General features: G+C 69.6%; 29 protein-coding genes. 8 read left to right on the top strand and 21 right to left on the bottom strand.

Annotation, left to right across the window (positions count from 1 at the left end):
* Positions 1-113: 113 nt before the first annotated feature.
* Both ACIQID_RS10945 and ACIQID_RS10940 read right to left on the bottom strand, forming a co-directional pair.
* On the bottom strand, positions 114-479 hold the full coding sequence (locus ACIQID_RS10945; protein WP_400284772.1) for a cupin domain-containing protein: 366 nt from the start codon (positions 477-479) through the stop codon (positions 114-116).
* 16 nt (positions 480-495) lie between these two features.
* A complete protein-coding gene (locus ACIQID_RS10940) occupies positions 496-2,622 on the bottom strand; it encodes a CapA family protein (protein ID WP_400284769.1) in 2,127 nt (708 codons plus the stop codon).
* Between the two features lie 87 nt (positions 2,623-2,709).
* Between ACIQID_RS10940 and ACIQID_RS10935 the strand changes: the two genes are divergently transcribed.
* Positions 2,710-4,395 (top strand): trypsin-like serine protease, encoded by a 1,686-nt coding sequence (locus tag ACIQID_RS10935; protein ID WP_400284766.1) that lies wholly within the window; start codon positions 2,710-2,712, stop codon positions 4,393-4,395.
* A gap of 80 nt (positions 4,396-4,475) precedes the next feature.
* Here the strand turns inward: ACIQID_RS10935 and rplI are convergent, their stop codons facing one another.
* From rplI to rpsF, 4 genes are all read right to left on the bottom strand, one after another.
* Entirely contained in the window at positions 4,476-4,928 is a 453-nt protein-coding gene (gene rplI / locus ACIQID_RS10930) for a 50S ribosomal protein L9 (RefSeq protein ID WP_025102814.1), read from the bottom strand.
* An 11-nt stretch (positions 4,929-4,939) separates the two neighbouring features.
* Positions 4,940-5,194, bottom strand: coding sequence for a 30S ribosomal protein S18 (rpsR, locus tag ACIQID_RS10925; RefSeq protein ID WP_017203799.1), 255 nt, complete (start codon positions 5,192-5,194; stop codon positions 4,940-4,942).
* Positions 5,195-5,265: 71 nt separating this feature from the next.
* Positions 5,266-5,769, bottom strand: coding sequence for a single-stranded DNA-binding protein (locus tag ACIQID_RS10920; RefSeq protein ID WP_025102815.1), 504 nt, complete (start codon positions 5,767-5,769; stop codon positions 5,266-5,268).
* A 5-nt stretch (positions 5,770-5,774) separates the two neighbouring features.
* Complete coding sequence (rpsF, locus tag ACIQID_RS10915; RefSeq protein WP_021201450.1) at positions 5,775-6,143, bottom strand: 30S ribosomal protein S6; 369 nt, start codon at positions 6,141-6,143, stop codon at positions 5,775-5,777.
* 224 nt (positions 6,144-6,367) lie between these two features.
* On the opposite strand from rpsF, the gene ACIQID_RS10910 reads away from it, so the two are divergent.
* Together ACIQID_RS10910 and ACIQID_RS10905 are read left to right on the top strand one after the other, a co-directional pair.
* Positions 6,368-7,072, top strand: coding sequence for a hypothetical protein (locus tag ACIQID_RS10910; protein ID WP_400284760.1), 705 nt, complete (start codon positions 6,368-6,370; stop codon positions 7,070-7,072).
* Between the two features lie 89 nt (positions 7,073-7,161).
* Positions 7,162-7,401 (top strand): DUF2283 domain-containing protein, encoded by a 240-nt coding sequence (locus ACIQID_RS10905; RefSeq protein WP_400284757.1) that lies wholly within the window; start codon positions 7,162-7,164, stop codon positions 7,399-7,401.
* Between the two features lie 32 nt (positions 7,402-7,433).
* On the opposite strand, the gene ACIQID_RS10900 is transcribed toward ACIQID_RS10905, so the two are convergent.
* From ACIQID_RS10900 to ACIQID_RS10880, 5 genes are read right to left on the bottom strand one after another with little or no spacing between them, the layout of a single operon-like run.
* Positions 7,434-8,273, bottom strand: a complete 840-nt coding sequence (locus tag ACIQID_RS10900; RefSeq protein WP_312674480.1) for an ATP-binding cassette domain-containing protein — start codon at positions 8,271-8,273, stop codon at positions 7,434-7,436.
* Positions 8,266-9,081: an ABC transporter ATP-binding protein gene (locus tag ACIQID_RS10895; protein ID WP_400284753.1), complete on the bottom strand. Its 816-nt coding sequence runs from the start codon at positions 9,079-9,081 to the stop codon at positions 8,266-8,268. Before ACIQID_RS10895 ends, ACIQID_RS10900 begins: the two co-directional genes overlap by 8 nt.
* Positions 9,078-9,989 (bottom strand): ABC transporter permease, encoded by a 912-nt coding sequence (locus tag ACIQID_RS10890; protein WP_025102819.1) that lies wholly within the window; start codon positions 9,987-9,989, stop codon positions 9,078-9,080. The genes ACIQID_RS10895 and ACIQID_RS10890 overlap by 4 nt, the downstream gene beginning before the upstream one ends.
* A complete protein-coding gene (locus ACIQID_RS10885; RefSeq protein ID WP_400284749.1) occupies positions 9,986-11,047 on the bottom strand; it encodes an ABC transporter permease in 1,062 nt (353 codons plus the stop codon). Before ACIQID_RS10885 ends, ACIQID_RS10890 begins: the two co-directional genes overlap by 4 nt.
* Before the next feature lie 10 nt (positions 11,048-11,057).
* Positions 11,058-12,641 (bottom strand): ABC transporter substrate-binding protein, encoded by a 1,584-nt coding sequence (locus tag ACIQID_RS10880; RefSeq protein WP_400284746.1) that lies wholly within the window; start codon positions 12,639-12,641, stop codon positions 11,058-11,060.
* A gap of 151 nt (positions 12,642-12,792) precedes the next feature.
* On the opposite strand from ACIQID_RS10880, the gene ACIQID_RS10875 reads away from it, so the two are divergent.
* Positions 12,793-13,380 (top strand): Lrp/AsnC family transcriptional regulator, encoded by a 588-nt coding sequence (locus tag ACIQID_RS10875; protein ID WP_234024180.1) that lies wholly within the window; start codon positions 12,793-12,795, stop codon positions 13,378-13,380.
* Positions 13,381-13,382: 2 nt separating this feature from the next.
* Here the strand turns inward: ACIQID_RS10875 and ACIQID_RS10870 are convergent, their stop codons facing one another.
* Positions 13,383-13,742: a hypothetical protein gene (locus ACIQID_RS10870; RefSeq protein WP_312674470.1), complete on the bottom strand. Its 360-nt coding sequence runs from the start codon at positions 13,740-13,742 to the stop codon at positions 13,383-13,385.
* A 65-nt stretch (positions 13,743-13,807) separates the two neighbouring features.
* Between ACIQID_RS10870 and ACIQID_RS10865 the strand changes: the two genes are divergently transcribed.
* On the top strand, positions 13,808-14,713 hold the full coding sequence (locus tag ACIQID_RS10865) for a hypothetical protein (RefSeq protein ID WP_400284742.1): 906 nt from the start codon (positions 13,808-13,810) through the stop codon (positions 14,711-14,713).
* Entirely contained in the window at positions 14,710-15,795 is a 1,086-nt protein-coding gene (locus ACIQID_RS10860) for a hypothetical protein (RefSeq protein ID WP_312674466.1), read from the top strand. Before ACIQID_RS10865 ends, ACIQID_RS10860 begins: the two co-directional genes overlap by 4 nt.
* A gap of 224 nt (positions 15,796-16,019) precedes the next feature.
* Here the strand turns inward: ACIQID_RS10860 and ACIQID_RS10855 are convergent, their stop codons facing one another.
* The gene (locus ACIQID_RS10855; protein ID WP_400284739.1) at positions 16,020-17,333 is read right to left on the bottom strand and encodes a glycosyltransferase; all 1,314 of its coding nucleotides are present in this window, start codon (positions 17,331-17,333) and stop codon (positions 16,020-16,022) included.
* Positions 17,334-17,396: 63 nt separating this feature from the next.
* Between ACIQID_RS10855 and ACIQID_RS10850 the strand changes: the two genes are divergently transcribed.
* Together ACIQID_RS10850 and ACIQID_RS10845 are read left to right on the top strand one after the other, a co-directional pair.
* Positions 17,397-18,035 (top strand): TetR/AcrR family transcriptional regulator, encoded by a 639-nt coding sequence (locus ACIQID_RS10850; protein WP_400284736.1) that lies wholly within the window; start codon positions 17,397-17,399, stop codon positions 18,033-18,035.
* 62 nt (positions 18,036-18,097) lie between these two features.
* Positions 18,098-18,526 carry a hypothetical protein gene (locus tag ACIQID_RS10845; protein ID WP_400284733.1) on the top strand — a complete coding sequence of 143 codons (429 nt, stop codon included), beginning with the start codon at positions 18,098-18,100 and terminating at the stop codon, positions 18,524-18,526.
* Positions 18,527-18,557: 31 nt separating this feature from the next.
* On the opposite strand, the gene ACIQID_RS10840 is transcribed toward ACIQID_RS10845, so the two are convergent.
* From ACIQID_RS10840 to ACIQID_RS10805, 8 genes are all read right to left on the bottom strand, one after another.
* Positions 18,558-18,950, bottom strand: a complete 393-nt coding sequence (locus ACIQID_RS10840) for an arsenate reductase ArsC (protein ID WP_312674462.1) — start codon at positions 18,948-18,950, stop codon at positions 18,558-18,560.
* A gap of 79 nt (positions 18,951-19,029) precedes the next feature.
* Positions 19,030-19,785: a hypothetical protein gene (locus ACIQID_RS10835; RefSeq protein WP_400284730.1), complete on the bottom strand. Its 756-nt coding sequence runs from the start codon at positions 19,783-19,785 to the stop codon at positions 19,030-19,032.
* Between the two features lie 7 nt (positions 19,786-19,792).
* The gene (locus ACIQID_RS10830; RefSeq protein ID WP_331201507.1) at positions 19,793-20,569 is read right to left on the bottom strand and encodes a hypothetical protein; all 777 of its coding nucleotides are present in this window, start codon (positions 20,567-20,569) and stop codon (positions 19,793-19,795) included.
* Between the two features lie 43 nt (positions 20,570-20,612).
* On the bottom strand, positions 20,613-20,924 hold the full coding sequence (locus ACIQID_RS10825; RefSeq protein WP_312674457.1) for a hypothetical protein: 312 nt from the start codon (positions 20,922-20,924) through the stop codon (positions 20,613-20,615).
* Positions 20,925-20,962: 38 nt separating this feature from the next.
* Positions 20,963-21,616: a hypothetical protein gene (locus ACIQID_RS10820; protein WP_400284726.1), complete on the bottom strand. Its 654-nt coding sequence runs from the start codon at positions 21,614-21,616 to the stop codon at positions 20,963-20,965.
* Complete coding sequence (locus ACIQID_RS10815) at positions 21,616-21,909, bottom strand: WXG100 family type VII secretion target (RefSeq protein WP_400284723.1); 294 nt, start codon at positions 21,907-21,909, stop codon at positions 21,616-21,618. Before ACIQID_RS10815 ends, ACIQID_RS10820 begins: the two co-directional genes overlap by 1 nt.
* A 124-nt stretch (positions 21,910-22,033) precedes the next feature.
* Positions 22,034-22,423: a DUF779 domain-containing protein gene (locus ACIQID_RS10810; RefSeq protein WP_400284720.1), complete on the bottom strand. Its 390-nt coding sequence runs from the start codon at positions 22,421-22,423 to the stop codon at positions 22,034-22,036.
* A gap of 70 nt (positions 22,424-22,493) precedes the next feature.
* A complete protein-coding gene (locus ACIQID_RS10805; RefSeq protein ID WP_400284717.1) occupies positions 22,494-24,044 on the bottom strand; it encodes an aldehyde dehydrogenase family protein in 1,551 nt (516 codons plus the stop codon).
* Between the last annotated feature and the right edge of the window lie 49 nt (positions 24,045-24,093).

Raw genomic sequence — 24,093 nt, 5'->3', positions numbered from 1 at the left:
CGCTGCGCTTCCTCTGCCGAGCGTGACCGCCGCGCGAACGGCGGATGCCCCGTGGTCCCCCCACCGCGGGGCATCCGTGCGCCCGTTCTACGGACGCACGGGACGTGATGGGCTTAGCCGAGCTCCTGGAGATCCGCCGTCATGTCGCCGCCTGCGTCTCCGGTGTTGACCGTGCCCTTCGGCTCGAAGAGGATCGCCTGCACCTCTTCCTCGGCTTTCGGGCAGTGCTCGACGCCCCGGGGCACCACGAACACGTCGTTCGGGTTCAGGATGACGTCGCGGTCGCGGAGCTGGATCGTCAGGCGTCCGCTCACCACGAAGAACAGCTCGTCGGTGTCGGGGTGCGTGTGCCAGACGAACTCGCCCTGCAGCTTCACGACCTTGACGTCGTAGTCGTTCACGCTCGTCAGCCGGTGCGGCTGCCAGTGCTCGTGGATGGTGGACAGGGCCTCGTGCACATTGCGAACGTCGTCCGTCATGGCCAGCAGCCTATCCTCACGGCAGGACTATCGATCCGTCGGCCGCGATGACAGCGGCCGTGCCCGGGAAGTCCCGCCGCGCGCGCTCGTCCATCAGTGCGCCGGCGCGACCGGTCGGATCGGGCGCCGGGGCACCGCCTTCTGCGTCAAGACGGACAGAGCGGACCTGTCCGCCGAGGAAGGTGCCGTCCGCACGGAGACGGACCGACAGGTAGGCGCCGAAGCGGGTCTCCTCCTCCGCCCCGAAGACACCCCCTCCCGCGAAGTTGCCCAGGCTGTAGGCGATGAGGCGGCCGCGGTAGAACTCCGCGCCCCGGAGGACGTGCGGACCGTGCCCGACCACCAGATCGGCCCCGGCGTCGACGGCCGCGTGCGCGAACGCCTGCGGATCACCCCGGTTCTCCCCGAAGCTGTGCTCGGTCCCCCCGGTGACCGCGTCGGCCTCCGGTCCCTCGGCACCCATGTGCGCGTGGACGACGACGAGATCGGCCTGCTCCGCCGCCGCGCGCACCACCTGACCGACGTGACGGAGGTCGGTGACCCGGTTGAATCCCCCATAGGGCGCGAAACCGACCAGGGCCACGGTGGTCTCCCCCACCCTCGTCACGACGACCTCGTTCCGGTCCCCGACGGCGTCCATGCCCTCCGCGCGCAGCACGGCCCTCGTCTCGTCGACGCCCTGCCGGCCGAAGTCGTGGCTGTGGTTGTTCGCCTGATTGAGCACGTCGAAGCCGTGCAGCGCCGCAGCGGCATCCGGCTCGCTGCGGAACGCGAGGCAGTGGTCGCTCCCGCCGCACTTGTCGACGCCGGTGTCCGCGGCGATCACCTGCTCCAGGTTGCCGGTGACGATGTCCTCGGTGAACCAGGGGCGCACCTCGTCGAAGGTCGATCGCCCGCGGTCCGCCGGGATCCCGCGAGACGCGTCGTACAACAGGATGTCGCCGACGGCGCCGATGCCGACCTCTCCCGCGCGGGTGCCGGCGCGGTCGGCGATCGCGGCGGGGCGGGCGGGGATCGCCGCCGCCGCGCTGACGGCGAGGCCGACCCCCACCAGGCTCAGCACCGCGACCGAGGTCCGCCAGGGGACTCTGCGAGGCGCACCGTCGACCGCGGCCCGCCGACGAGGGAGATCCCACAGCCAGGTGAGTCCGTCGCGAGCGGTGAGGCGATCGAGGCCGATGCACGCGGCGACGAGAGCCGCCGTGAGCACGACCGGGAGCAGGACGGCCGCGAGCAGCTGCACGGCCTGCCCCGCGTCGGACAGCACCCCCACGAGCGCGGCGTCGGCAAGGGCCAGCAGCGGCATGTGCAGGAGGTAGATGGGCAGCGTCCGGACGCCGAGCGCCTGCAGTCCCCGCCCGACGAGAGGGAGGGCGGCGAGGATGGGCGCGGCGGCGAGTCCCATCGCCACCCCGAGGACGGACACCGCCGGCCACACCCCCGGAACGGTCTCCGTGCCCGTCACGCGCATGACGGCGTAGGCGGCCAGGTACCCGAGGATCAGCGCCCCGGCGAGTGCCGGTCGTGGTTTCGCGGTGAAGCGGCGGATGCGCGGCGCGAGATACGCACCTCCGAGGAAGAAGAAGAGGTTGTAGAGGAGCGATCCGCGGTTGCTCACCACGTCGACCAGTCCGGCGGCCACCGCCACCGAGAGCACCCCGGCGCCCGCCAGCAGGACACCGCGCGGCAGTCGCTGCAATCCCTTCGCGACGACGAAGTACAGCGCGAGCGCGTAGAGGTACCAGGTGTTCGGCGGGCTGATCGTCACCCCCTCCACGAAGGCGGAGACGCTGCGCGGCACGAACGTCGGGAAGTCCGGGAATGCCCACATCGCGGCGGCGTGGATGAGGCTCCACAGCAGGTACAGATACAGGAAGCGGGCCACGCGGGGACGGAACACGACGGCCCAGGGCCGGGCCAAGGCTGCCGAGGCGAAGTACCCCGACAGGAACAGGAACAACGGCATGAGGAAGGGCCAGATGAGGTCGCTCGCGAGACCCCAGGCTCCGGGGAGGGGGATGCCGAGCCGCCAGTCGACCTGCAGGTAGGTCTTCAGGACGACGTGCCAGAACACCACGAGGACGATCAGCAGCCCCTTCGCGGCATCACCCCAAGGCGCGCGCGATGTCGTGGGTGCGGTCATGACCCCAGTCCATCCCGCCGGATGTTGCGAGAGCGTATGCGAATCCGCCGACACTGCTGCAACAGTCGTGTCCGTACCGTCCTTCGGATGACACGCATCAGATACCTCGTCGCCGCCGTCCTCGCCGCTCTCCTCGTCCTCGCCGGCGCCGCGCCGGCGCTCGCGATCAGCGACGGCAGCGACGCGACGGAGAGCTACCCCTTCATGGGCGCCTACAAACCGGGCTTCCCGACGCCGCCCGGCCCGGGAGGGAACGGCTGCGGCGTCACCCTGATCGACCCGCACTGGGGGCTCACCGCCGCTCACTGCCGCAAGAACAACTTCGCCCAGGTCGGCTCGCCGATCGGCTGGACGGTGCAGTTCGGCTCCGCCGACGTCACCCGAGGCGGAGAGGTGGCGACGGTCAGCCGGTTCTTCCAGCTCCCGAAGTCCCGGGAGGGCTTCTTCGGCAAGGACCTCATGCTCCTGCGGTTCGACGAGGCCGTGGACCAGACGCCCATCCCCGTCGCCGGAGCCTCCCCTGCGGTGGGGACGACCGGACGGATCCTCGGCTGGGGGAACACGGCGACGACATCGCCCGCGGTCTACCCGTCGATGTTGCAGGAGACCGACGTCGACGTCCTCGATCCGAAGACGTGCCCGAACGCGTCCGACGGGGAGCTCTGCGTGGGCGGCGGCGCGGCGAAGGCCGGCAACGCGGACTCCGGCGGCCCCCTCGTGATCCGTGAAGGGGCGGGCTGGACGCTGGCCGGCGTGCTCAGCGGACCGGAGCAGGACAACGACAAGGCGGCTGGGCTCTACACGGACGTCACCCGGCACGCGGAGTGGATGCGCATGATCATGCGGGACCACGCCACCATCCCGGACGACGAGGTCGACCTCGGGTTGGGAGGCTACCCGGCACTGTCCGAATGCGCGTCGTCCCTGGTGATGGCCGAGCACTCCCGCCGGGACGACCCGGCCCTGCTTCTGACCAACGGCCACTGCATTCCCGCGGTCGAGGAGACCCGCGATGTCCCGCGGCGCGGCGCGTTCCTCCAGAACCTTCCGGCCGACGGCGAGGTGCCCTTCGCCGACGCGCAGGGCTACGGACTGACCACCGCGCGTGTCGACCGTCTCCTCTTCGGCACGATGACGGGCACCGATGTCGCCGTGTACCGCCTCGACGCGTCCTTCGCCGAGCTCGAAGCGCGCGGCGCGACCGTCCTCCGTCTCGCCGCAGCATCGCCCAGGGTCGGCGACAGCGTCCGCCTGATGACCACCGAACCCCTGACCTGCACCATCGAGGCCGTCGTCCCCACCCTGCGCGAAGAGGGCTATGAACTGCACGATTTGCTGCGGATGGCGACGGAGAAGACGTGCGAGACGTACCCGGGAACGTCGGGTGCCGCGCTCGTCGCGGGCGACGGGAAGACGGTCGTCGGCATCAACAGCTCCCACAACGACGGCGGCGAGGCGTGCGCGGAGGACAACCCCTGCGAGGTCTCGGCAGACGGGACGACCTCGATCCGCCCCGGGCAGGCCTACGGGCAGCAGGTCACCGGTCTCAACGACTGCATCGCGGCAGGGTCGGTGTTCGACGCGGACGCCCCGGGATGCACCCTCACCGCCGCGGCCGACGACGCCGCGCCGCTGAACGTCCCGCTCCTCGTCGGCGGCGCGGTTTTCACCCTGGGCATCGCCGCGTTCGTGTGGGCGCTCATCGCGCACCGGCGGCGGCGGAACCGGTTCACCGAGCCGGCATCCGTGTCGGAGGGCGACGCCCTCGTCTGACCCGCGTCCGGATGCACGAACGCCCCCTGTCCCGGAGGACAGGGGGCGTTCCGTTCGACAGGCGTGGCCCGTCGGGTGCCTTACTTGGCGGCGACGACCTGCAGCGTGATGACGGCAGTGACGTCCTCGTGCAGACGCACGGTCGCCTCGTGCTCACCGGTCGCCTTGATGGGCGAGGGGATGTGCACCTTGCGCTTGTCGATCGAGCCGAGGCCCGCAGCCGTGACGGCCTCTGCGACGTCGGCGGTCTTCACCGAGCCGAACAGACGGCCTTCCTTGCCGGCCTTCACCGCGAGACGCACCTTGGTGCCCTCGAGGGTGTTCTTCAGGGCCACAGCCTCGTCGCGGTCGTGGATCGCGCGTGCCTGACGCGCGGCCTGGATCGACGCGACCTGCTTTTCGCCACCACGGGTCCACGCCGTAGCGAAGCCCTGGGGGATGAGGTAGTTGCGGGCGTACCCGTTCTTGACCTCGACCACGTCACCGGCGCTACCCAGCCCGGCGACCTCGTTCGTGAGAATCAGCTTTGCCATCTCAGTACCCCTTACCGGCCGGCGCCAGCGTAGGGCAGGAGCGCCATCTCGCGCGCGTTCTTGATCGCGGTGGCGATCAGACGCTGCTCCTGCACCGACACACCGGTGATGCGACGGGCGCGGATCTTGCCGCGCTCCGAGACGAACTTGCGGAGGGTGGCGACATCCTTGTAATCGATGACGCCGACCCGGATGGACTTCGCGGGGGCGGCGTTCTTCGCGCCCTTCCGCGGCTTGCGGCGGTCGCCGCTCGACTTTCCAGCCATTGCTTTTCCTTAGTGATGAGCGGGGTGCGGCCCTTCGACAAGCTCAGGGACCCACCCGTGAAGAAGTGTTTTCAGAAGGGGGTGTCGTCGCCGAAGCTGCCCGGAGTGCTCCAGGCGTCGGCGCTGGTCGACGAGCCGGGCGTGGACCACGGCTCCTCCGACACCTGCTGCTGCTGCGCGGGACGGGACTGTCCCCCGCCGCCACCGCCCGAGGCCGCACGGGTGACCTGCGCGGTCGCGTACCGCAGCGAGGGGCCGATCTCGTCGACCTCCAGCTCGATCGCGGTGCGCTGGTTGCCCTCACGGTCCTGGTAGGAACGCTGGCGCAGACGACCCTGCGCGATCACGCGCATGCCCTTGGTGAGCGAGCCCGCCACGTGCTCGGCGAACTCACGCCACACCGAGGCGCGGAGGAACAGCGCTTCGCCGTCCTTCCACTCGTTCGCGGCACGGTCGAAGTTGCGAGGCGTCGATGCGATGGTGAAGTTCGCCACCGGCAGCCCGTTCTGCGTGTAGCGCAGCTCGGGGTCGGCGGTGAGGTTGCCCACCACGGTGATGACGGTTTCGCCGGCCATGAGACTTAGGCCTTCGCAGCCTTGGCGGCCTTGCGGGCAGCCTTCTCTTCGGAGCGCTTGGCCTCGGAAGCGATCATCGCCTGAGCCTCTTCGGCGCGGAGCACCTTGGTGCGCATGATCTGCTCGTTCAGCTTGAGCTGACGGTCGAGCTCCTGCGTGGCGGCGCTGGTCGCGGTGAAGTTGACGACGGCGTAGATGCCCTCGGTCTTCTTCTGGATCTCGTAGGCGAGACGGCGCTTGCCCCAGATGTCGACGTTCTCGATAGAGCCACCATCGTTGGTGATGACCTTCAGGAACTTGTCGAGCGTCGGGGCGACCTGGCGCTCGTCGATCTCGGGGGTCAGAATGACCATGAGTTCGTACTGGTGCGTCACTTACCCACCTCCTTCGGACTAGAACGGCTCTCGGGACTTTCCCGGGAGCAGGAGGGTGTGTGCACGTGCCCGCCCCAGGCGACCGAGTGGACGCCGGAAGGCAGACAACCTCGACAGTCTAGCGGAGTTTCCTCGGAGCTGCCTCCCGCACTTCCCGCCCGGCCTTGGCATGCTGGAGGGCGTGCCTGGTGACGGTCATCGGCACGGACCTGGAGGGGGGCGCCATGCGCGTCAACAAGTGGGGGGTCGGCGTCGTGCTCGCCGCCGCCGTCATGCTCACCGGATGCTCGGCGGGGGCTGCGGACAAGCCGGCCGCGTCGAAGCCGACCGGGGCCGCGTCGCAGGAGGCCGAAGCGCCGTCCAGCGACTGCCCCGAACTGGCCGACGGCGCCACCGTCGACGGCTCGGCCCTCGGCGCCTGCATCGCCGAGGCCATGACCGACACCGCCGGCTACGCCGCCAAGACCGTCGTGATGGGCATGGAGTCCACCACGCGCTTCAACCCGGCCGAGAAGGCGCTGGAGTCGCTCTCCCCGATGGGCTCGATCGTCGCGATCGACGACGACGTCTGGGTGAAGTCGCCCTCGAGCGACTGGCAGGCCGCCGACCCGTCGTCGAGCGACCCCATCATCGCCGGCCTCAGCACCACCGCGAAGGACGTCACCGCGATGGACCCCGCCGAGACGGCGAAGGCCATCACGGGCGACTTCACCGTGACCGGCACCGGCGAGCGCCTCGGCCAGAAGGTCTACCTCGTCAGCGGCACCGTCGAGCAGGCGGGCACGCCGGTCGAGGTCGTTTTCGAGGTCACCGAGGACTACGTCAACCTCGCCTCGACCAGCTCCGCGACCATCCAGGGGCAGTCGGTCGACGTCGCCCTCGAGATCACCGAGTGGGACGTGAAGCAGGACATCGTCGCGCCGGTCTGATCGGACGAGACACGTGAAGGGCCGGAGCGCACGCTCCGGCCCTTCGCCGTCACCACGACCGGTGGCGGAGGAACGAACGGAGGCCGTCGATGCACCTCAGGTATGACCCCGAAGCGGATGCCGCCTACCTCCCGGTCGGGCGCGCGCTCCACGCAGGTGAATCCGTCGCGCAGGTACCGGAGATACGCAATCCGCACGGGGCCGGGGAGATCATCCTCGATTTCGACGCCGACGGGCACCTTCTCGGAGTCGAGATCCTTCAGGCGTCGAAGCTCCTCCGGGCCGAAGACCTCGATCGGGCCCGACGCATCTCGAACGAGTCTCCCTGACGGAGCATGTCGGCGCGGGTCGCCGTGTCCGTCTAGTAGGCGACGGGAGGCACCTCGGCCCAGACCGCGCGGTCGTCGGCGGAGGGGGCGTCGGGGATCCGACCGGTTCCGTCGGGCTCCGGGATCGCGGCGAGCAGCGCCTGCGTGTAGGGATGCCGCGGCGCCGCCCAGAGCTCGTCGGTCGGCCCCGATTCGAGCACCCTCCCGCCGAACATCACGAACGTGCGGTCGGCGATGCGGCGCACGACGGCGAGGTCGTGGGAGATGAAGAGCATCCCCGCGCCGGACTCGGCCACGAGATCGCGCATGAGACCCGCGACACTCGTCTGGGTGGAGGCGTCGAGGGCGGAGATGGGCTCGTCGGCGACGAGCAGCGAGGGCCGCGCCGCGAGCGCTCGGGCGATCGCGATGCGCTGCTTCTGGCCGCCGGAGAACTGATGCGGGAAGCGGGTGCGCACCTCGGCGGGCAGTCCGACCCGCTCCAGCCACTCCTGCACGGTGGAACCGGCGGCACCGCGCGCGCGGGCGGTCGCGATGCCGTCGGAGATCTGGTCGCCGATCCGCCGGCGCGGGTTCAGTGAGGTCGCCGGGTCCTGGAAGACCATCTGGATGCCCGTGAGCGCCGTGTCACGACGACGGATCCCCAGCGGCGCGACGGGGGCTCCGCGGAACGACACCATCCCGGCGGCGGTCTTCTCGATGCCGACGACGGCGCGGGCCAGGCTCGACTTGCCACTGCCGGACTCGCCCACGAGGGCGACCGTCTCTCCCGCCGCCACACTCAGCGAGACGCCGTTCACCGCGATCACGGGCGGGGTGCCCGGGTACCGCACCACCACGTCGCGGGCGTCGAGGACGCTGACCTCACTCATCCGCGGCCTCCTCGGGGCTCTCGTCGATGCGCGACCCGGGCAGGGCCGCGAGCAGCATGCGGGTGTACTCGTGCTGCGGGGCGCGGAAGAGCGTCTCCCGATCGGCGAGCTCGACGATGCGGCCGTCCTTCATGACGGCGACCGTGTCCGCGATCGCACTCATCACGCCCAGGTCGTGGGTCACGAGCAGGACGGCGAGATTCCGCTCGATCGCCAGGTCGCGCAAGAGCTTCAGGATGCCGGCCTGCACCGTCACGTCGAGGGCGGTCGTCGGCTCGTCCGCGAGCAGCACCTCCGGGTCGCACGCGAGGGCGCACGCGATCGCGATGCGCTGCCGCTGTCCGCCGGAGAACTGGTGCGGATACCGCTTCAGCGCCTCGGCCGGGTTCGGCACCTGGACGGTCTCGAGCAGCTCCACCGCCCGTTCGCGCGCAGCGGCGCCCTTGAGGCCGAGGTGCACGCGCATGTGATCGGTGAGCTGCCGACCGACCGGCAGTTGCGGCTGCAGCGAGGCCGACGGGTCCTGGAAGACCATCGCGACGCGCTTCCCGCGGACGCGGTTGAGACCCCGGCGGCTGCGACCGACGAGCTCCTCCCCCGCGAGCAGGATCGAGCCGCCGGTCTTCGCCTGTCGCGGCAGGAGGCCGAGCACCGCCAGGGAGGTGAGCGTCTTGCCGGAGCCCGACTCCCCCGCGAGACCGTGGATGCGCCCGGGTTCGAGCTCCAGGGACACGCCCTTCACGAGCGGGCGGCCGATGTCGATCGTGAGGTCGCGGATGCTCAGCGTCGCCGTGCTCTGCGCGGTCATGCGGGCACCCCCGTCGCGGAGGCGGTGTGCTCCGCCTGCTTCTCGTGTGTGATCTCGGCGGTCGGGTCGAGCACGTCGCGCATCGCGTCGCCGAGGAAGTTGAACGCGAGCACCACGGTGAGGATCGCGAGGCCGGGGAAGACTCCGAGCCACCAGGCGTCGAAGTTCTGCATCGCACCGGAGATCATCGACCCCCACTCCGCCGTCGGCGGCTGCGCGCCGAGACCCAGGAAGGAGAGTCCCGAGAGGAGCAGGATCGCCGCTCCGATGTCGAGCGTCGCGAGCACGAGGACCGGGCCGGCGATGTTCGGCAGGATGTCGACGAAGAGCGTGCGCAGCGGCGAGTGGCCGAGCAGGCGGCCGGCGATCACATAGTTCTGCCCGCGGAGACCGAGCACGATGCTGCGGGTGACGCGGGCGTACTGCGGCCATGAGACCACGATCGCGGCGATGACGGCGTTGAACAGCGAGGGGCCGAGCGAGGCCGCGACCACCATGGCGAGGATCACGGTCGGGAACGCCATGAAGAGGTCGGTGATGCGCATGAGCGTCTCGTCGACGGCGCGCCCGAAGTACCCGGCGACCGCGCCGACGAGCGTGCCGATGATGAGGGCGGCGATCACGAGCATGAGCGCGAGCGGCAGACTCACCGTCGCGCCGGTCATCAACCGGGAGAAGATGTCGCGGCCATTGCCGTCGGTACCGAGGATCGTGTCGATTCCCGGCGGCTGCAGACGGGGCAGCACCTGCGCGTTCGGCGGGTAGGGCACCCACCACTGCGCGGTGAAGGCGACGATGATCCACGCACCGGCGATGACGGTGCCGATGATGCCGAGCGGGGTGCGCCAGGCGCGCGGCCAGCGGAAGCGGAAGCGTCCGGCGGGGGTCGCTGCGGCGATGCGGCTCATGCGATCCTCACTCTCGGGTCGAGCACGCCGTAGAGCAGGTCCACGATGAAGTTGATGAGGAGGTAGATGACACCGACCACGAGACCCACGCCCATGATGCCGGGCAGGTCGAGGTTCGCGGCGGAGTTGTAGGCGTACGTGCCCAGCCCCGGCCAGGCGAACACCGACTCGACGAGCACGGTTCCGGAGAGCAGGGCCCCGAACGCGACACCCACCACGGTGAGGATCGGGAGCGAGGCACCGCGGAGCACGTAGTCGAGGATGACGCGCATGGCCGGCAGGCCCTTGGCCCGGGCCGCGCGCACGTAGTCGCTGCCGAGGACCTCGAGCACCGAGGTGCGGATGAAGCGGGTGAGCAGTCCGATGGTCACGAGCGAGAGCACCATGACCGGCAGCGCGAGGTGCGCGAGGGCGTCGAAGAAGCCCACCGCGTCGCCGTTCAGCAGGTAGTCGACCGTGTAGAGCCCGGTCACGCGGGGCGGCGGGGTGATCGACGGCGAGATGCGTCCGGAGCCCGGGGCGATGCGCAGCTCCAGGAAGAACACGTAGAAGCTGACCAGCGCGAGCCAGAAGGTCGGGACGCTGAGCCCGACGAGCGTGACGACGCGGATGACCTGGTCGGTGATGAGGCCGCGGCGGTAGGCCGCAAGAGTGCCGAGCACGATGCTGACCGCGAGACTGACGATGATCGCGCCGATCGCGATCTCGATCGTCGCGGGCACGGCGGTGGCGAGGTCGCTGGTGACCGGGCGTCCGGTCACCAGCGACGTGCCGAGGTCCCCGCGGAGCAGGTTCCCCATATAGATGAAGTACTGCACGAACAGTGGCTGATCGAGTCCGTTCGCCTTGATGAACGCCTCGCGCGTCGCGGGGTTCTGCGACGCGCCCTCACCGAGCGCGGCCGAGACCGGGTCTCCCGGCACCAGGTTGGTGAGCGCGAACGTGACGATGGTCACGCCCACCAACAGGAGCAGAGAGGTCCCGGCCCGCCGCAGCAGGTATCCGACGAGAGGCGAGCGGCGCCGCTGCGCCTGCCTCTGCACGGCCACTGTCGTCATGGCGATCCGCTCAGCCGGCCGGCTGGATCTCGGCGATGTCCATCTCCCACACGGAGTTGTAGACGGCGCCGGACACGCTGGAGGCGGAGGAGATGTTGCGACCGGGGACGATCAGCGGCACGAAGGGGCCCTCGGCCTGCATGGCCTCGGCGAACTCGGTGAAGGCCTCGGTGCGCTGCTCGGCGTCGGTGGCGGCGGCCGCACCGGCGGCGATGCCCGCGATCTCGGGGTTGGCCTCGGCCGCCCAGCCGGCGCGGAGGCCGACCTTCAGACCCGGGGCGAAGGGCAGGAAGTTCGCGGAGTCGGCGTAGTCCGGACCCCAGAACCACAGGCCGAAGCCCTCGGTGCCGTTGACGTACGCGTCGAGCTCGGTCGCGAACGGTGCAGGAGCGAGGTCGACGGCGATACCGGCGTCCTCGAGCTGCGCCTGGATGCGCTCCGCGAGCGGGGTGAACTCCACGCCGCCGACCGGGTAGTCGTTCGGGAACTGGAGCTTGAGGGTCTGACCGGTGTACCCGGCCTCCTCCAGCGCGGCCTTCGCCTTGTCCAGGTCCTGCTCCACGCCGCTGTCGAGGGCACCCTCGAACCCGGGCGGGATGACGCCGGTCGCCTGGACGGCACCGGCACCGGCGAGCTCGAGCAGCGCGTCGTAGTCGAGCGCGTAGCGGATGGCCTCCGCGATCTTCACGTTCGCGAGGTCACCGCCGGCCTCGCCCTGGTTGAGCAGCAGGAAGATGGTCTGGCCGGACGGGACCGAGTCGACGCTGATGTCGTCGCCGAGACCGGCGACCTGGTCGCCGTTGAGGTCCATCGCGACCATCGAGTCGCCGCCCTTGAGGTTGGCGAGCTGGGTCGCGCTCTCCGAGACGTTGCGCACGACGACGCGGCTGTAGGCCGACTCCTCGTCGCCGTTGTACTCGTCGTTGCGCGTGAGGACGACCTGCGAGCTGAGGTCGAGGGTGTCCAGCACGAACGGGCCGGATCCGGCGGACTCGCCGTCGAGGAAGCCCTGGGCGCTGTCCGAGCCGTCGGTGGTCCCGCCGTTCTCCATGACGACGTCGGCGTTGACGATGCCGAGCGCCGGGTTCGCGAGGATCGCGGGGAGCTGCAGCAGCGGGGTCTCCGAGGTGAACCGGATGGTCTTGTCGTCGACCTCCTCGATCGTGAGGCCACCGAGCAGGAAGTTCGGCTTGGCGTCTTCCATCCCCTGGATGCGCTGCAGCGAGAACACGACGTCCTTCGCCTCGATGGGCGAGCCGTCGGAGAACACGCGGTCGCCTTCGAGCGTGAAGGTGAACTCGGTCGCCTCGTCGTTCTGCTCCCAGGACGCGAGGCCCGGGACCGGAGTGGAGACGTCGGAGCCCTCGAAGTCGACGAGGGTCTCGTACAGCGCCTTCGCGATCATGTTGCCGGTCGGGTCGTAGGTGTGACCCGGGTCGGTCGTCTCGATCGAGAACGCGGTGTCGATGACGAGGGAGTCGGACCCCTGGGACGACTCGGAGTTGTTCGCGGAGTTCCCTCCCGAGCAACCTGCGAGCGCCAGGAGCGCGACGGCTCCGAGCGCGAGGACCGGCGTGAAACGGCGTGACGACATCAGGGCCTCCAAGGGCGAGGAGTACATTCGGGTGCGGCCGCCACCGATGTGGACGACCGGGGATCAGATTCGCATCATATGCGACGATGTGTCCAGCAAGTGCGCGTCACACAGGCACGCATTGTCGAGAAGCTCGGATGTGAGGAGCAATATGTCCAGCAAGGACGCGGATCCGTCGAAGCAATCTGGACGAAGTGCCGCCCCTTTGGATGAGACGGCGTACAGAATCCTCGATGTGCTCCGCGATAACGGTCGCGTCTCGATCGCCGCTCTCGCCGAGAAGGTCGGCATCTCCCGGGCCAGCGCCTACACGCGGGTGGAGTCGCTCGTGCACGACGGCGTCATCACCGGGTTCAGCGCGCGCGTGGACCAGGCCAAGGCGGGGCTGTCGATCGGGGCCCTCGTCTTCGTGACGGTCATGCCGCAGGCCTGGGCGTCCTTCCGGGAGCGCATCATCGAGATGCCGGACGTGGAGTGGTGCGCGATCACGACCGGCGAGCACGACGCGATGCTGCTCATCCGCGCCGTCGACGTGAGCGGTGTGCACGAGTTCTCGACGGGGGTCATCGCGCAGCTTCCCGAGGTGCGGACGGTGGTCAGCGTCGTCGTGCTCGACGAGGTGATCCGGCGCCCCTACCTGCTTCCCGGAGACCTGCCCGAGCGGCAGACCGAGGTGCCGCTGGGGATGACCCGGTGGACGCCGGCTTCCCCCGGTCGGGACGCGCTGCCGCCACGCTGAGGTCAGGCGGCCGGGATCTCCTCGACGACGCTGAGCTGCGGGAGGCCGTGCATCTCGTAGTGCTCGACCAGCCGGATGCGACCGTCGTCGGTGAGCTCCAGCTCGCTCTCGCCGTCTCCCGTGACGACCGTGCCGTCCGCCCGGAGCACGTGGACGAACGACACCCAGATCGTGTCGCCGGTGCGCGTGCCCACGAACTTCCCGAAGGTGACCGTGTCGCCCTCGTAGCCGCCCCAGATCGCGCCGTCGCGTTCGAAGTACTCGAAGACGCTGGGGGCGTCGGGGTCGACGGCCGATGTCGTGGACGAGACCATGCGGAAACGTCGGCCGTCGAGGGAGGGGAGAGTGGCGGTGGCAGTCACCCCTCGATTATGGGGGATCGACGGCCGGGGCCCGCGTCGTCGGACCCGGCGGGTACCGTGGTCGCATGGAGTGGATCGCAGACCCCGGCGTCGGCGCGTGGCTGCGGGAGACCCTCGACGACGGTCTGGGCAGCATGCACGCGGTCGTCCCCCGCGGCTTCCCCGCGTACGCCCGTGTGTTCCATCCCGCCACGGTGCGGGAGAGTCCCACGGCGGCGGATTCCGAGGTACGTGTCAGCTGGGCGGACACCGCCGCCGCCTTCGGCACGACGATGCACGCAGAGGCGCAGTGGCACCGGATCGTGCGCACTCCCGTCGACGCCGACTGGCGGACGCGCATCGCCCCGGACGGCCGCGAGTTCACGGCACCGATGGAGGGCGCGCTCGACAGCGACCTCGTGGCGATCCTCGCCGGGCACCTCGCCGCCCACACCGCGACGCCGCACGAAGGGGTCGTCGCGCTCTGGGAGGGGTTCGGCGGTCTGGTCGGCTTCTTCGGAGGCGGACCGTCCCGTGTCTTCCTCACGTTCGGCGCAGACCCGCACCATCAGGCGATGCTCGACCGCAGCACGCACGACCCCTTCAACAACGTCTTCCGGAAGCCCACCTGGCAGGACGGCATCCTCTCCCGCGAGATCTCCGAAGGGCCCCGGCTGCAGCTCCCCGGGCGCGATTACGTGCTGTTCTCCGGGGGCGCCCAGGCCTTCGCGGATCCGGACTGGGTGCTCGACGTGCCGTGGCGCGACCGGGTCGGCGAGGAGCACGGCTTCCCGCCCGCCGCCCAGAGCCCGAACATCCTCTGGCCCGCCGATCGCGCCTGGGTGATGGTCTCGGAGATCGACTACGACTCCACCATCGTGGCGGGCTCGCCCGACCTCATCCGCGCGATCTGCACCGACGAGCGGCTGGAGGCGAAGGCCCTGCGCGAGGGCGCCGACCTCACGTGGGACGCCGACGAGGCCAACCGATGACCGCTCCGCAGGCATCGGCGTCGTTCGACGCGCGCCCGCTCACCGATCCGGTCGACCCGTCCGCGGTGCGCGCCTTCACGGCGGAGCTCCGGTCCCGCCGGACGACGGGCATGGCGGTGTCGTCGATCATCGCCATCGTCGCGGTGGCGATCGCCGGCCTCGTGATGCTCCCGATCCTCGCCTCCGTGGTGGTGGCGCTGGCGGCGAGCAGCGGGTCCCCCGCCGCGGCGGCGATTCCGCTCGTCCTCCTCCTGCTGGTCGCGGCGGGGGTGGGCGTGCTCGTCTGGATGGGCGTCCGCAACGCGCGCACCGCGCGGTATCGCCTGCACCGGTTCGCCCAGGCCAACGGCATGACCTACGAGCCGCGTGTGGACGATCCGCCGCTCCCCGGCATGATCTTCCATCTCGGCCGCTCGCGCATGGCGACCGACCTGGTCCGCGGGACGAGCCCGCGGTTCGTGGAGTTCGGCAATTACCAGTACACGGTGCAGTCCGGGAAGAACTCGACGACGTATCGCTGGGGCTATGTGGCCGTGAAGCTGGATGTGCCCCTGCCGAACATCGTGCTCGACGCGAAGGGCAACAACGGCTTCGGCTCCAACCTGCCGGCCTCGTTCCAGCGGGCGCAGCGTCTGTCGCTCGAGGGCGACTTCGACCAGCACTTCACCCTGTACTGCCCGGACGGCTACGAGCAGGACGCGCTTTACCTCTTCACGCCCGACATCATGGCGCGCTTCATCGACAACGCCGCGCAGCTCGACGTCGAGATCGTCGACGACTGGCTGTTCCTCTACACGCCCCGCCGCGCCTCGACGCTCGACCCGGCGACCTGGGCGTGGCTGTTCGGGACGGTGGGGGCGCTCTTGACCAAGCTCGACCAGTGGGCGCGGTGGCGCGACGACCGCCTCGCCGCCGCGACGCCCGGTGGCCACGCTCTCCCCTTCGCTCCGCCGGCCGGGATGATCACCCCACCGCCGGGAGTCGCGCCGCAGGGTCGGCGCCTCAAGCGCACGGGCACCTGGGTGCCGATCATCGTGGTGATCGGATTCGCGGTCTTCTGGATGCTCAGCCGCTGGAACTGACGACGACCCCGATGTGGGGGTGGGTGCCGTTCTGGGGAACCGACGCCCACCCCATCCCCCCTCGGGATCGAAAGGAATTCGACGTTCCCTCCGCATTGACGGTTCGACCGTCCCGCCCGTGGTCAGCTGGGGACTGACGCTGCGTGGCGATATCCGGATGGTATACCGGCGGACGTTGCACCCGGTTGCGTTCATGCGCGGGAATGCACTTTCCCGCGCGGCTCTCAGCGGTGCATCGAGCTGTCGGCCGCGGCCCCGCTCGCGGTCTCCGCGGCCAGGACCGTGTCGAGCGTCTGCCAGGCGTCCGCAGCGCGCATCGCCTCTCCGACCTGCCGTGCGCGATCCCGGAACGTCGGCTCGGCCAGCACCCGGCGCACAGCCTCGGCCACCTGCCCGGGCTTCGGCGCATTCGTCCGCAGGTTGATGCCCACGCCGGTCCACCCGACTCGGGCGGAGACCTCGACCTTGTCCTCCGTCTGCCCCGCGACCACCAGCGGGACGCCCTGGGCAAGGGCCTGCTGCACGCCGCCGAAACCACCGTTCGTGACGAACACGTCGACCTCCGGCAGCAGCCGGTCGTAGGGCAGGTACTCGGCGACGCGGACGTTCGCCGGGAGCTCCGCCGGGAGCGCGTCGACAGGACGTCCGCCGGTGGAGACGACCACGAGGGCGTCCGTTGCCGCGAGCCCGGCGATCGTGGGAAGCACGAGCTGACCGAAGTCGGCGTTGGCGATGGTGCCCTGACTGACATGGATCACGGGCCGCCGGCCGTCCAGGTCGGACCACCACTCGGGCAGCGGCACAGCCGACGCCGCCGCGGGCAGGGGTCCGGCGAAGTGCACGGACGCCGGGAGGTCGGGGCGCGGGTACTCGAACGCGGACACGGAGAACTGCACGTACGCGTCGGCGCGGCCCGCCCAGTCCAGCACGAATCCGCCGAGATCGCGGCCGACCGCCTCGCCCGCCATGGCATCGGCCTCCTTCTGCACGCCCCCGAAGATCACGCGCTCCGCCACCAGACGCAGGAAGGCGTTGCGCACCCGTCCGAACGGCCCCCGCATCGGCGTGACTCCGAGCCCGAACGGGGCCGTGTCGACGCTGCGGGCGCCGAGAGGGAAGATCCCGAGGACCACGACCGGGGGCCGCTCGGCCTTCGGCAGCCGCTGCAGCAGCGCCGCACCGACGAACAGCGGCTCGGTGAGGACGGCGTCGACGCGGTTCCGCGCCAGCTCCCCGCGCACGGCCTCGAGCTGAGCCCGCCCCGGACGGATGAACAGAGTGCTCATGTCGAAACGGAGCGCGGCCACCCCGGTGAGACCTTCACGCTCGGGGAACGCGCCGTTCGCGTCGTCGAGGTCGACGTCGGCCTCCGCCGGCAGCGGACGGAACCGGGCACCCGCCGCGGTCACCTGCTCCTCGTAGCGGGTGCTGGTGAGGAAGAGGACCTCGTGCCCACCGGCGACCAGGTGCCTGGCGACCTGCAGCAGCGGGAGCACATGCCCGTGGGCGGGGGTGCAGGTGAGGAGGTAACGGGACATGGCGGCTCTCTCGATAGGGTTGGTTGTACCGTTGAAGTATTCATCACCCCTTGAGGAAAGTCAATGATGTCGAGTGCACGTCCCTACCGATCCGCCCTGCGGACCCGACAGGCCGAGGAGACCCGTGCGCGCATCGTCGCGGCAGCCGCCCGCCTGTTCGCCGCGCAGGGATACCAGGCGACGACGATCTCCGCGATCGCCAAGGAGGCCGGGGTCTCCGCGGAGACGGTGAAGACCACGGCGGCGAAGGCGGAGTTGCTCATCGCCGCCTTCGAGGTCACCTTCTCCGGCTCGGAGGCCGCCGAGACCCTCGCCGACACCGAGGCCGGCTCCGGGCTGACGACCCTTCCCGACGACGTCTTCCTCGACGCGGTCATCACGCAGATCGCCGCCGCGAACGAGCGGGGGCATGCGCTCTGGACGGTCCTCCTGGGCGCGGCGCTCTCCGACCCGGTCGTCGACGCCGCCCTCCAGCGCATCCTCGCGAACCGGGCGGCGGACTACCGGGGGTTCGCGGCGGAACTTCAGCGCCGGGGCATCGTCCCCTCGGACCACGACGACGACGCCCTCGCCGACGTGCTGTCGTTCATGCTCTCACCGGAGAGCCACCAGCAGCTCGTCGTGCAGTCCGGGTGGTCGCCGGATCGCTATCGCTCCTGGCTGCGGAGCGCTGTGCTCGCCGCGGCCTCTCCGTCGGCGTGACGACTCAGGTCGGCGAGGAGTTTCGTTGTCCGATTCCTCAACCAACGCGTAACATGCTACTCATGCGCATCAAGACACCGATCGCCAAGGTCGGGTATCTGCTCGTCGTCATCGTCGGGATCGTGCTCACCGTCGTACCGCTCACGGTCCTCAGGTTCGAACTCGGATTCGTGTGGGCCACCGTGGTTACCGTGGCGGCCGTCGTCGTGGCGGCACGAACGTTCCGTAGCCCCGGAGAGTCGGACGCCCCACGCCCCTGGTGGAAGATGACCAGCACACGAGGGAGCGGAATCCTCCTCAGCGCAATGTTCTTGATCCAAGGGATCATGGCCTCCTTCGGAGCATTCGCTTCACCGAGTCCGGTGCTGGCCGTGATCGGTGGCCTGGTGGCGCTCGCAGTGGCAGCTCTCTACCTGAACTCCGCAGTCCGGGTCCAGAGCACTCGGGTGCCGTCGCTGCCAGAGAGCTCCAGGCCGAAGCTCTCCCCCTGACAGGTGCTCGACGGGGCGGGCTGAGCGCGGGTCAGAGCAGCTCGGCCACGAGGGTCTCGATGCGGCGGCGGATATCGTCGCGGATCGGCCGGACGGCGTCGATTCCCTGGCCGGCGGGGTCGTCGAGCACCCAGTCCTCGTAGCGCTTGCCGGGGAAGAACGGGCACGCGTCACCGCAGCCCATCGTGATCACGACGTCCGACGCCTGCACGGCCCCGGTCGTGAGCACCTTCGGCTGCTCGGCCGTGATGTCGATGCCGAGCTCCCCCATCGCCGCCACCGCGACGGGGTTGATCTCAGCGGCCGGCATCGACCCGGCGGAGCGCACCTCGATGCGGTCGCCGGCGAGGTGCCGGAGGAAGCCGGCCGCCATCTGCGAGCGCCCCGCGTTGTGGACGCAGACGAAGAGGACGGAGGGCCGCACGGGCCCAGCGTATCCCGTTCGAGTCGCGTGAATGGCCGCATCTCCGGCCGAAATGGGGCCAATCAGGCGATTCGAAAAGTCAGAAACCGTGCTCGGCGGCGAAGGCCCGGAGGGTGCCGTCGGTGCCGTCGCCACCGAGGAAGGTCGAGGTCTGCAGGGTCACCGTGTCGGTGAAGCCGTTCGGACCGGGGACCGTGATCTCCAGCGGATACGTACCGCCGAAAGCGGGGATCCGCGGCACGTCTTCGCCATCCGCGAGCGACCGGGCCGCGAGGAACGCCGCGCTGACGTCCACCCCGTGGATCCGGTACACGGTGTCGGCAGGCAGCAGCTCGACACCGCTCGCGTCCAGCCCGAAGTCGTCCTCGGAGGTGACGATGGCGTACTCGTCCGCGCCCCCCTCGCCCTGGCTGGTCCGTCGGAGCTCGACCGTGTCGGTGTGCTCGGTGCCCGCCATCTCGTAGGTCACGGTCGCGGTGCCGCTCTCGCCGTCGTCCGACGCGGCCACGTCATCGACGGAGAGGATCTTCGGCCGGTCCTCGATCTGGGGATAGACGCCGCTCGGGGTGAGTAGCAGCGCCAACGGCTGGGCGAGGTCCACGGCGGGAGAGAGCTCCTCGGCCGCACCCTTCTCGTCCCCGGCGGCGAGAAGGGCGAAGAAGGACTGCACGGAGGACCGGACACCGTCCTCCGCGGAGAAGAGCTCGGAATCGGTCGACGACGGCGCCGGAGTCGGCGGCGACGAGGGCCCGCAGCCCGCCAGCACCAGAGCGAGGCCGAGAGCCGGCGCGAGGATGATCGGCAGACGCCTCCATCGAGACGGGGATGAACTCACATGCACCTCAGATCGTCGCCGTGGGCCACGAGCCACTGGGGAAGCCGGTCAGGTTGGCCATATCCTGCTTGAGCTGGTCGGAGAGATCCTTCGATGCCGTGAAGTTCTTTCCCAGCTGCTCGCCGAGGTCGACGGCGACCCGGGCCAGGTTGGTGCAGACGGTGGTGATCTTGGGAACCGCGTCCAGCCACTCCAGGGGGTCGGCGGTGACGAAGCTCGCCGCCGCATCCACCTGATCGAGCAGATAGGTGAGCAGTCGAGCTCCGAACTCGATCCAGGCATCCAGGATCTTCTTCGCGTAGTCGGCGAGGAAGTTCATCATCGAGTCCGTGTAGCCGGCGAGGGTGTCGATGGCCATCAGCTGGCGGGCCGCGAGGTCCGAGTAGCCGTCGCCCGTGGAACCCTTCCACGAGGTGTCGGCCTTGAGGTAGCTGTCGGTGATCGTGGTCTTGGACGACGTCACCTTCCGCTTGACCTCGAGCCAGTCGTCGCGCTTGGAGTACATGGCGAACGGGTTGCCGGGGCTCAGGTACTCCGCGATCGTCTGCATGAACGCGTTGAACTGCTCGACCGCCTCGTTGAGCTTCTTGACGACCTCCTCCATGGCCCTTCGGAAGAAGTCCATGAACCTGTCCCAGAGGCTCATGTCGTCTTTCCGGGAGTTGTAGGCGTTCGCACAGTCGTCGAGGCCGACCCTCGCCTCTTCGATGCCGTCCCTGATGTTCGTGACCAGGGTCGTGAACGATCCCTCGTCGGTCGGCGTGACGAATGCTCCTACCATCATCGTGTCCTCTCCGGTATGTCGCCGGCGGTTGTGAGCGTCAAACTCAGCCCTGGTCCAGCAGCCACTGCGAATAGCCGTCGGCTTCCTCGTAGCGCCTCTTGGTGTCGAGCAGCTTTTCCGAGATCTCGGTGAAGACCGTCGGCGCGCGATCAGCCAGACCCAGGATCGTCGCGTGGGCCTCGTTGTAGTTCTCCTCCGCGCCGAGCATGTGGCCGACGCCGTCCATCTGGTATCGGGCCAACCGGCACCCCGCGACGAGGGTCTTCGTCGCGCTGAACGTCTCGGCGAGGTCGCTCCACGCCAGCGCGTCGGCGCGCAGATCCTCCAGCGCGGCTTCGTAGTCTTCGTAGCTCATCGTGCAGCTCTCCGTCCTTCGCTGTGTTCCGTGGGCGATCAGCGGGCGGCGCGTACCGAGCGCACGACCCCGGTGAGATCGGGAAGGTCTCTGAGGAGCGACGCACGCCGCTCGCCGAGCCAGCCCCTGGCTCGCGTGAACAGCTCGACGATCTCCCCTGCAATGGCCTGCTCGGAGACGAACTGCACATTGGTCGGGTCGATCGCGAGCGCCCTCGGTGCGCCGCCGACCAGCTCCATGCTCACGTTGCCGGACGGACTGCGCAGCACCGTGACCTCCGTCGTCGCAGACCTCACGGCCTCCCGGTAGACCCGGAGCTCGGAGAAGCCTGAGAGCAAGGTGCCGAGCTCTGCCCGCAGGGCGGACATGTCGAGGGAATCCGCGTCCGGCGAAGGGATCGGCGGCACGGTGGGCTCATCGGACGCCGCGAACACGAGCCCCTCGTCCTCGAGCTCGGCGATCGTGTTCAGCCTGGCAGCCGCGCTGGCCTGACGGAGACGGAGGACGATCGGGCCCAGCTCCCTCGCCGGGATCTGGCGCCACCAGGACGGAGCGAGACGGAGCGTGCGAAGCACTCCATCGACATCGACGGATGCGCTGACCGTGTCGCTGTCATCCGACACCAGCCAGATGTTCGGATCTTCTTCGACGAGAGCGGTCAGGCGTTCCTGCACGGTCTCCGGTTCGGGCATCACTCGCTCCACATCCGGCGGACCGACTGCTCGGCGCTCGTGAACGTCTCGTTGGAGAGCTGGGTGTTGTCACGGAGGCGTCGGAGCTCGGCCCGCATCTCCTCCATGCTGCGGTTCCAGTCGGTCTGGGCGCGAAGATATGCGCGCTGCGCTTCACCGGTCCATTGGCTCGACAAGACGTCGAGTGACGCCGTCAGCTCGACCAGGATCCGCTCGATCTCATTCACCCCGCGGGTCATCCCGCTCACGGCGACGTCGATCTGCGTGCCACCGATCTTGATGTCTCCGCCCATCGTCCGCTTCCCCCCTCAGCGTCGTTGCCACCCCTCCCGGGGCACGACCCCGACTCTACGGGAGCACATCCACGGAGTTCAAACATCTTGCGCTCATCTCCGGTGAACCGTCGGCACCGCGGGCTCACCGCAGGCCGAGATACGACAGCTCTCCGGGGTCGAGCATCCGCGAGCGGATGAGGAACCGCATCCCCGTCGGACCTTCGACGCTGAACCCGGCGCCGCGTCCCGGCACGACATCGATCGTCAGGTGCGTGAACTTCCAGTACTCGAACTGCGAGGCCGACATGAAGACCTCGACCGGATCGTCGAGCCCGACCTCGAGGGCGCCGAGGAGCACGTCGCCGGGGCCGGTGAGGAACATCCCCACCGGGTAGCACATGGGCGCGGAGCCGTCGCAGCAGCCGCCGGACTGGTGGAACATGAGCGGCCCGTGCTGCGCGGTGAGTTCACGGACGAGCGCGGCGGCGGTCTCGGTCACCGCGACACGGGCGGGCGGGGCGGCGGCGGCCATGGGGACTCCTTCCGGGATGCCGGGTGCCGGACGGGCGGCGAGCGCCGTCCGACACCCGGGCGCGGGCGGATCAGAAGAAGCCCATCGGGCCTTCCGCGTACGAGACGAGGAGGTTCTTCGTCTGCTGGTAGTGGTCGAGCATCATCTTGTGGTTCTCGCGGCCCACCCCCGACTGCTTGTACCCGCCGAACGCGGCATGCGCCGGGTACTGGTGGTAGGTGTTCGTCCACACGCGGCCCGCCTCGATCGCCCGGCCCGCGCGGTACGCCGTGTCGCCGCTGCGACTCCACACCCCGGCGCCCAGGCCGTACAGGGTGTCGTTCGCGATCGAGATCGCGTCGTCGAAGTCGTCGAACGAGGTGACCGAGAGCACCGGACCGAAGATCTCCTCCTGGAAGATCCGCATGTCGTTCGTCCCCTCGAACACGGTCGGCTGCACGTAGAAGCCGTCGCTGAGGTCGCCGCCCAGGTCGGCGCGCTCGCCTCCCGTGAGCAGCCGGGCCCCGCCCTGCTTCCCGATGTCGATGTAGCTGAGGATCTTCTCGAGCTGATCGTTCGATGCCTGCGCGCCGATCATCGTCGCGGGGTCGAGCGGATTGCCCTGCACGACCTTCTTGACCCGCTCGAGGCCGTCGGCGAGGAACCCGTCGTAGATCGAGCGCTGGATGAGCGCCCGCGACGGGCAGGTGCAGACCTCACCCTGGTTGAGCGCGAACATCGTGAAGCCCTCGAGCGCCTTGTCGTAGAACGGGTCGCTCGTGGAGCGGGCGACGTCCTCGAAGAAGACGTTCGGGCTCTTGCCGCCGAGTTCCAGGGTGACGGGGATCAGGTTCTGCGAGGCGTACTGCATGATGAGCCGGCCGGTGGTGGTCTCTCCGGTGAAGGCGACCTTGCGGATGCGCTTGTGCTGGGCGAGCGGGGCGCCGGCCTCGATCCCGAAGCCGTTCACGATGTTGACGACCCCGGCCGGCAGCAGGTCGCCGATGATGTCGAACAGGAACAGGATCGACGCGGGCGTCTGCTCCGCGGGCTTGATGACGATGCAGTTGCCCGCGGCGAGCGCCGGCGCCAGCTTCCACACGGCCATGAGGATCGGGAAGTTCCAGGGGATGATCTGCCCGACGACGCCGAGCGGTTCGTGGAAGTGGTACGCGACGGTGTTCTCGTCGAGCTGGCTGATGCCGCCCTCCTGCGCGCGGAGCACCCCGGCGAAGTAGCGGAAGTGGTCGATCGCGAGCGGGATGTCGGCGGCGAGGGTCTCCCGCACGGGTTTGCCGTTCTCCCAGGTCTCGGCGACCGCGATCTCCTCCAGGTGCTGCTCCATCCGGTCGGCGATGCGGTTCAGGATCACGGAGCGCTCCGCGGGGCTGGTCTTGCCCCAGGCGGTGAAGGCCTTCCAGGCGACGTCGACGGCGCGGTCGATGTCCTCCACGGTGCCGCGGCCGACCTCGGTGAAGGGCTTGCCGTTGACGGGACTGATGTTCTCGAAGTACTGGCCCTTCACGGGTTCGACGAACTCGCCGCCGATGTAGTGGCCGTAGCGGGGCCGATAGTCCGCGACAGCTCCGGGCTGCCCGGGGGCCGCGTAGGCGAGGGACACGTCTTCTTCGACGATGGTCATGGGGGTCTCCTTCGACGGGGGCGCCGCGGCGTCGATGCCGCGGTGTTCC

The sequence above is a fragment of the Microbacterium sp. NPDC091676 genome (assembly GCF_044756645.1).
GTDB classification, from domain to species: domain Bacteria; phylum Actinomycetota; class Actinomycetes; order Actinomycetales; family Microbacteriaceae; genus Microbacterium; species Microbacterium paraoxydans_D.
This window is presented reverse-complemented; position numbering and strand designations above follow the sequence as displayed.